Origin of the sequence: Streptomyces diacarni (assembly GCF_003323715.1) — a bacterium.
Classification (GTDB): domain Bacteria; phylum Actinomycetota; class Actinomycetes; order Streptomycetales; family Streptomycetaceae; genus Streptomyces; species Streptomyces diacarni.
This window is the reverse complement of sequence record NZ_QOIN01000050.1, coordinates 65,093-72,373: the sequence shown is the minus strand read 5'-3', so window position 1 is coordinate 72,373 and position 7,281 is coordinate 65,093. Positions and strand designations below refer to the sequence as shown.

Annotated in this window: 5 protein-coding genes; 1 reads left to right on the top strand and 4 read right to left on the bottom strand. The window is 74.8% G+C overall.

The features are described 5' to 3' along the window. Nucleotides 1–285: 285 nt before the first annotated feature. Nucleotides 286–2,859 carry a beta-glucosidase family protein gene (locus tag DTL70_RS26115; protein WP_181861089.1) on the bottom strand — a complete coding sequence of 858 codons (2,574 nt, stop codon included), beginning with the start codon at nt 2,857–2,859 and terminating at the stop codon, nt 286–288. 343 nt (nt 2,860–3,202) lie between these two features. Between DTL70_RS26115 and DTL70_RS26110 the strand changes: the two genes are divergently transcribed. Next, nucleotides 3,203–4,270: a cation diffusion facilitator family transporter gene (locus DTL70_RS26110; protein WP_114024456.1), complete on the top strand. Its 1,068-nt coding sequence runs from the start codon at nt 3,203–3,205 to the stop codon at nt 4,268–4,270. A gap of 234 nt (nt 4,271–4,504) precedes the next feature. On the opposite strand, the gene DTL70_RS34830 is transcribed toward DTL70_RS26110, so the two are convergent. Genes DTL70_RS34830 through DTL70_RS26095 form a run of 3 tightly spaced genes read right to left on the bottom strand, consistent with a single transcriptional unit; the run spans nt 4,505 to nt 7,177 of the window. Further along, nucleotides 4,505–5,752, bottom strand: coding sequence for a lytic transglycosylase domain-containing protein (locus DTL70_RS34830; RefSeq protein ID WP_114024455.1), 1,248 nt, complete (start codon nt 5,750–5,752; stop codon nt 4,505–4,507). A gap of 10 nt (nt 5,753–5,762) precedes the next feature. Then, nucleotides 5,763–6,647 carry a hypothetical protein gene (locus tag DTL70_RS26100; protein WP_114024454.1) on the bottom strand — a complete coding sequence of 295 codons (885 nt, stop codon included), beginning with the start codon at nt 6,645–6,647 and terminating at the stop codon, nt 5,763–5,765. A gap of 20 nt (nt 6,648–6,667) precedes the next feature. Further along, a complete protein-coding gene (locus DTL70_RS26095) occupies nt 6,668–7,177 on the bottom strand; it encodes a nuclear transport factor 2 family protein (protein WP_114024470.1) in 510 nt (169 codons plus the stop codon). Between the last annotated feature and the right edge of the window lie 104 nt (nt 7,178–7,281).

The following is a 7,281-nucleotide window of genomic DNA, read 5'->3' as shown; positions in this document are numbered from 1 at the left end:
AAGGGGGACACATCCGGCCGCGCTCCCGGGGCTCGGTGCCCGGTCTCGTCGCGACCTGGGCCCACCCTGCGGACCGGCTCCCCGCCCCGACAACTATGTGACGTACTATCCCGCTTCGTCCTCTTTACCCGTCGCTGCGAGCCGCTCCACCCCCACCCCCGGTCCCGACACATCGGACATCCGAAGGTGCTTCGTATGTGATCTGGCCCCTATGGGTGCCCTCACATCCGGTCCCCGCCGCCCTCACCCACAGCACACCGACCCCACACCCACCGTCGGTGGTGTTCAGCCCTCGACGGCCAGTTCCAGCTCGGCCGTCAGGCGGATGTCGGCCGCGCTGCGGCCCACCGCGAAGGTCGCGGGCCCCGGATGGGCGCGCCAGGCCGACGTCGTGTCGTCCCAGGACTGCACCGCGCGCAGGGGGACGGTCAGCCTGGCGTCCGCCGAGGCTCCGGGGGCGGCCTGCACGACGGCGAAGGCGGCGAGCCTGCGATCGGGACCGTCGGACCCGAGGTAGAGCTGGACGACCTCGCGTCCCGCACGCGGGCCGCTGTTGCGGACGCGGACGACGACCTCAGCGACGGGTACGTACGGGTCGTCACCCGGGGCGGGGGTGCGGCCCGTGATGTTCAGGGACTCGTACTCCCACGTGGTGTAGCCGAGGCCGTGGCCGAACCAGTAGGCGGGCTGGGGCCCCTCGGCCCGCCGCCAGGCGCGGTAGCCGATCCACGGGCCCTCGGCGTACGGGAGCTGCCCGTCAGGCCCGGGGACGACCTGGCGCACGGGCAGGTCGTCCTCCGCGTCGGGCCAGGTGGTCGGCAGCCTCCCGCCGGGTTCCGCCGCACCGAGCAGCACGTCGGCGAGCGCGTCACCGCCCGCCTGACCGGGGAACCAGCACAGGAGTACGGCGGCGACGTCGTGCCGCCAGGGCATCAGCACGGGCGCCCCCGCGTTGACCACGACGACGGTGCGGGGGTTGGCCTCGGCGACGCGGGCGACCAGGTCGTCCTGGCGGCCCGGAAGGGCCAGGGTGTCGCGGTCGACGCCCTCGCTCTCCGACTCGTCCGTGGTGCCGACGAAGACGAGCGCGGTGTCGGCGGCCGCGGCCTCCCGTACGGCCCGGTCGATCAGCTCGTCCTCGGGCACGGCGGGGGCTCCGTAGCCGAGCGCGAAGGAGATCAGCCCGAAGAGGCCGCCGACACCGTTTGAGGAGACCGAGTGGACGAGCCGCACGGGGACGCTCGCCCCGGCCTCCGCGTCGAGGAGGAAGACCCGCTGCGGAGGGTTGAGGAAGGCGGCAGCCGGGTCCTCGCTCTCGGGCTGGAGCTCCCCGTCGTAGAGCACCCGCTCCCCCGCCTCCAGCCGGAAGTGGCCGACACCGCTGACGGCCAGCCGGTGCGTGCCGCTCCACGCCGGGGTGAACGCGCCCGTCAGCTCGACGCGGCCCAGGTCGGAGAAGGAGGCACCGCCCGGCAGGCCACCCATCCAGCGGACGCTGCCGTCCTGTTGGTCTGCGCGGGCGAGCTCGGCGTCGTCCAGGCCGTGCAGGACGGCCGTCAGCCGGAAGCCGTCGGCCCGGGACGCGGGCCCGAGGCGCGAGCGCGGGTCGGGTCCCGGCTCGTAGGTGAGCTCGGCCCCGTCCCCCAGCGCGGCGCGGAGCGCGTCCAACGGGGCGCTGACCCGGGCGGGGAAGACCTGCGAGCTGCCCCCACCGCCGAACCGGGGCACGGAGGCGTGCAGGCCGCTGACCGCGATCCGGCGCGCGGGCGGCGCTTCGGTGGCGGCATCCGGGGCGCCGGCAGTGCCCGCGGCGAGCGGCAGCGCCCCGTCCTGGTTGCGCAGCAGGACGAAGGAGCGCGCGGCCAGGTCACGCACGGTGGCGGGCCCGTCCAGTGGTGCGGGCAGCGCTTCGGCGGGAACGGCGGGCGGGAGGTCGCCGAGGACGCCGACGCGTGCCGCCAGCAGCAGCACCCGCCGGGCGAGGGCGTCGACCGTCTCCTCGGCCACCTTGCCCTCGCGGACGGCGGCGACCAGGTGCTCGCCGTAGACGGTGTCGGGGCCCGGCATGGCCAGGTCGAGGCCGCCGAGGGCGCAGCCGACGGTGGAGCGGGCTCCCGTCCAGTCGGAGACCAGTGCGCCGTCGAAGCCCCACTCGCCGCGCAGCACGCCGCCCACGAGCACGTCGTGTTCGCTCATGGTGACGCCGTTGACGCTGTTGTAGGCGGCCATGAGCGCCCAGGGCCGGGCCGTGCGCACCACCCGTTCGAAGGGCGCGAGGTACAGCTCCCGCAGGGTGCGGCCGTCGGCGCGCACGTCCACGGTGTAGCGGTCGGTCTCGGCGTCGTTGGCCACGTAGTGCTTGGGAGTGGCACCGACGCCGCCCTCCTGGACCCCCGCGACCAGCGCGGCGCCCAGCACGCCGGTCAGTTCCGGGTCCTCGGAGTACGCCTCGAAATGGCGTCCGCCGTAGGGGGTGCGGTGCAGGTTGATGGTGGGGGCCAGGACGACGTGGGCGCCCTTGCCGCGGGCCTCCTGGGCCAGCAGCCGCCCGGCGCACCGGGCGGCGCCGGTGTCCCAGGTGGCGCCGAGGGCCGTCGGCGAGGGCAGGGCGACGCTGGGGTCCTCGGGGCTCCAGTCCTCACCCCGCACCCCGGCCGGGCCGTCGGAGAAGACGAGGCGGCCGAAGCCGGCCTGCGTCCGGGCTGCCGCGGGGTCGACCGACCACATGTCGGTGCCGCCGAGGAGCGCCACCTTGCCGGGCAGGTCCAGCCGGGCGAGCGCGGCCTCCACGGCGCGCGTCCGGTCGGGCTCGGCGCGCGTCTGGTCGGGCTTCGGGGAACCGGGGTTCTTGCTACTCACAGCCACTCACACCGCTCATGTCGCTCACATCGCTCACTGGCTGTGTTCAGCCTCTCAGATCCGGTCCCACCAGGCGCGCGAAAGCCGTCGAAGGCCGCCGGCGCCGCCCCGTCAGGCGCGGGCAGGGGAGTGCCCGGCACCGCGGCGACAACGAGAATCACGAAGAAACCGCAGCTCAGAAAGGTGTTATCGGTATTGACAACGGTCACCGATGCAACCTTTGCACCTTTTGGCGCTGTGGGTTTCACTTCAGGCAGCCGGAGCCACGCGAGCGGCATGCCGATGGGGAGGACCGAGGGTGAGCGGGAGTCACGGACACGGGCACGGAGCGACCGGCCGGGAGGTGCCGGGGCGGCACCAGCCGGCCGATGAGCAGAGCGGCCACGGGCGGCACGGCCAGGCGGGGCACGACCACGCGGGGCCCGACCATGGGCAGCACGGCCACGCGGGGCACTCGCACGGAGTCTCGGCCAACGCCGACCGGCGCTGGCTCTCGCTGGCGCTCGCCCTCATCTGCGCCTTCATCGTCGTCGAGACGGCCATCGCCGTACTGGCCGGCTCGCTGGCCCTGCTGTCGGACGCGGCCCACATGCTCACCGACGCCGTCTCGATCGTGCTGGCGCTGGTCGCGATGCGGCTCTCGGCGCGGCCCGCGCGCGGCGGCTACACCTTCGGTCTCAAGCGCGCCGAGATCCTCTCCGCGCACGCCAACGGGCTCACGCTGGTGCTCGCCGCGCTGTGGCTGGGCTACGAGGCGGTGCGCAGGCTACTCGATCCGCCCGAGGTGACGGGCTGGATGGTGGTCACCACGGCCCTGGTCGGTATCGTGGTGAACCTCTTGGCGACCTGGTGCCTCTCGCGCGCGAACCGCTCCTCGCTGAACGTCGAGGGCGCCTACCAGCACATCCTCAACGACCTCTTCGCCTTCATCGGCACCGCCGTCGCCGGCCTCGTCGTCGTGGTGACCGGCTACGCCCGCGCCGACGCCATCGCCACACTGCTGGTCGTCGCACTGATGCTGAAGGCGGGCTACGGGCTGCTGCGCGAATCCGGCCGGATCTTCCTGGAGGCGGCGCCCGTCGGCCTCGACCCGGACGCGGTGGGCGACGACCTGGCCGCCGCCGACGCCGTGACCGAGGTGCACGACCTGCACATCTGGACGATCACCTCGGGCGAGCCCGCCCTCTCGGCGCACGTGCTGGTCGAGCCCGGCGGCGACTGCCACAGGGTCCGCCGGGACCTGCACAGGCTGCTGGCCGACAGGTACGGCCTCACCCACACCACCCTCCAGATAGACCACGCCGGGCACCTGCCGTCCGGGGCCCACGCGCTGACGACCGTCGGCGCGGGCCCGAAGCACTGCGACAGTCCGCACGGGCCCGTCCACCACGGCGGGCCGCATCCGCACTGACCCGCAGTCCGCCCGGCACGGACCTCGGAGAAGGGCCGTTCGGCCCCTGCTGGGGCCGGGTGGCGTGGGGCACTCTGGGAGCAGTCCCGGGTAGCACGCGTCAGCCGCCCGGGGCGTGCGCCACCGCTGGGCCGCCGCCCGCGGCCTGTGGGGGGTCCGCGGGCGGCTTCTTCCGTCCCGGTGTGCTTCCCGGGCGGCGTGCGGCGCCGTCGAGCAGCACCGATCCCGCGGCGCTCACCCCTGCGAGGGGCTCTCGCACGGCGTGTCCGTCGGGGTGGGCGAGGGGGACGAGGTGGGGGTGTCCGTCGGGGTGGGAGTGGGCGTCGGCGACTGAGTGTCCCCGTCGCAGGAGGGCGGCTCGGTCGGATCGTCCGACGCGGAAGGCTCCGGGTGCGAGGGGCGAGGCCCCGGCGTGCCCGGCCTCGGTGCGTCGCCGTCGTGGTCGGTGCCACCGCTCCCCGGACGGCTGCCCGAGTCCTTGCCGCGCTCTTTTCCCGCCGCCCTGTCCCCGCCCGCGCTGTCGCGTTTCCCGCCACCCGCACCCTTGCCGCTCCCACCAGCGGGGAGGACGCCCTCTCCGTCGGGTACGGCGTGGGTGCCCTCGCGGTAGAAGCGGAGCCAGGCCAGCACGGTGCGCAGGTAGGCGTCGGAGTGGTTGTAGCTGAGGATCGCCCGGCGCAGCCCCGGCGCGCGGGTCAGGTCGCGGCCGTCGGCGCACAGGTAGCGGCCGGCGGCCAGTGCCGCGTCATGGATGTTGTGGGGATCCTTCCTGCCGTCCCGGTTCCCGTCGGACGCCCAGACGCGCCAGGTGGAGGGGATGAACTGCAGGGGGCCGACGGCACGGTCGAACGCGTCGTTCCCGTCCAGCGCGCCGCCGTCCGTGTCTGGGATGCGGGCGAACCCGTGCCCGTCGAGCACAGGGCCGAGAATCGGCCGGCGGGTGGTGCCGTCGGGCCGTACGTCGCCGCCGCGGGCCTGCCCCGACTCCACCTTGCCGATGGCGGCCAGCAGTTCCCAGGGCAGTCCGCAGTCCGGTGTGGTCGAGCGCAGGGTTTCTGCGGCGTGCCGGTAGGCGCGCAGGACGGTGGCGGGGATGCCGGAGGCGGCCGCGGTCGCGCGGGTGCTCGCACGGTCGACGAGCCTGCCGGACGCGCCGTCGAGGGGCGGCAGTTCGGTGTGGTAGGAACCGTCGTCGGCGGCGCCTGCCGGGGAGGGGGCGGCGCGGTGGGAGTCCCAGGGGGCGCGGGCGTCCCGGGCACCGGCGACACCGGGGGCCTGCGAGGCCGTCAGCGCGGCGACCGCCACCACGGCGAGTGCGGTGCCCGCGGTGCCCCGCCGCAGCCTCACGCGCCCGCTGCCGGCGGGCAGCGCCACGCGGCCGCCGGCCGCGGTGTGCCTGCCCTCTCGGGAGCGTCCGCCCCGCCTGCCCGGCCTGCCCGGTCCGGATCGCCGGGGCGCGTTCTTCCCGTCCTGCTGGGTCATGGGCCGTCCTTCAGCTGAGGGTGTCGATGGCCGCGATCTTCCATGTGCCGTCCTGCCGTACGGCGTTGACCGCGAGCATGGCGCCGGCGTAGGTGGCGTCGTCCTCCGCGCCACCGTCCGCCTTCTTCCCGTCCGCCTTCGCCTTGTGCTCGCCCCGCGCTCCGGTACGGGCGCTGTGCTGGTCCGCGAACAGGAGGACCCGTGCGCGGTCGCCTTCGAGCGCGGTGACCGCGCTGTCGGTGACGGTCGTGGTCAAAACGAGCTTCTGCTCCCGGCCCTGTTTCCTGACGGCGGCGAGCAGTTCGCGGTGCTGTTCGACGGCCTTCCCGGTCAGGAGACGGCGCGCCGCGTCCTCGTTCTTGCCCGGCTTGGCGTGGTCGTAGGAGAAGAGCGCGTTGACGGCGCTGGTGACCTCGCCCTTGACCCGGCTCGTCCCGGCGGCGTCCGCCAGAGCGGTGTTGTGCGCGGACGCCGCGTCCCGCAGACCGGCGGCCTCGGTCGCCGCCCAGGCGGCGAAGCCGCCGAGCAGGAGGGTGAGCGCGGCACAGACCAGCAGCAGCCCGCGGCCACGCGATGCCCGCCCCCGTACGAGCCGGGCGAGCCGGGCCGGGGGCGCGGGTGTGCGCCTGCCGCGTTCGTGGGCACCCGGTTCGTCGGCGGCCGACTCGACGTCAGCGGTCGGCCCGACACCGGCGGCCGACTCGACATCGGCGGGTGGCTCGATGTCCCGCGAGGCGGTGTCGCGGCGCTTCTCGGCGCCGGAATCCTCGAGGCGGGGCTCCGGCCCGGGTGCCGGGGGTGTCGGGGCAGGCCGGTCCGGCTGCGGCGCCCGGTCCGTGCGCGGCCGGTCGGCGAGGCGGCGCCGGCGGTTGACGAGGTGGCGGGTGGTGGACATGGGTGCTGCTCCTCGCTCGGTCAGCCGCGCTCGTCCGGTGCGGTGGCGGAGTAGCCGACCGGCACCTGGGCGAGGGCGCTGAGTTTCCAGCCGTCCTCGGTGCGGGTGAGTTCGCCGCGCATCCGGGTCTGCTTGGTCGCGGGCTTCTCCTTGGGCGCTTTGACCGTGGTCCTCACCGCGACCAGCACACCGGCCCGGCCGGCCCGCTCGTCCAGCTCGGCGACCGCGCTGGAGAGGATCCGCGCCGACGTGACGGTCTTGGCCGCGCGGATCTGCTTCTCGAACTCCTTGCGGCCCTTCTTCAGCTGGCCGCGCAGCTCGCCTGTGGTGGACTCCTCCCAGGAGTCGAGCCCCGCGTCCACCTTGCGGTGGTCGAGGGTGTTGAGGTTCTGCACCGCCTGTTCGCCGGCCGAACGCACCTCGTCGCGGGTCGCGGCGTACTCCAGGGTGTCGTCGTGCGCGGCGCCGTACCAGGACAAGCCCGCCCACACGGCGGAGCACAGTGCCGCGAAGGCCAGGGCGAGCGCCACCGTGCGGAGGGGGCCGCCGTCGGCGAGCCGCCGGACGCGTCCGCGCTTCGCCCGTGGCGTCGCGGCCTTCCCGTTCCCACCCTCCGTCCGTGCCGCTTCTTTGT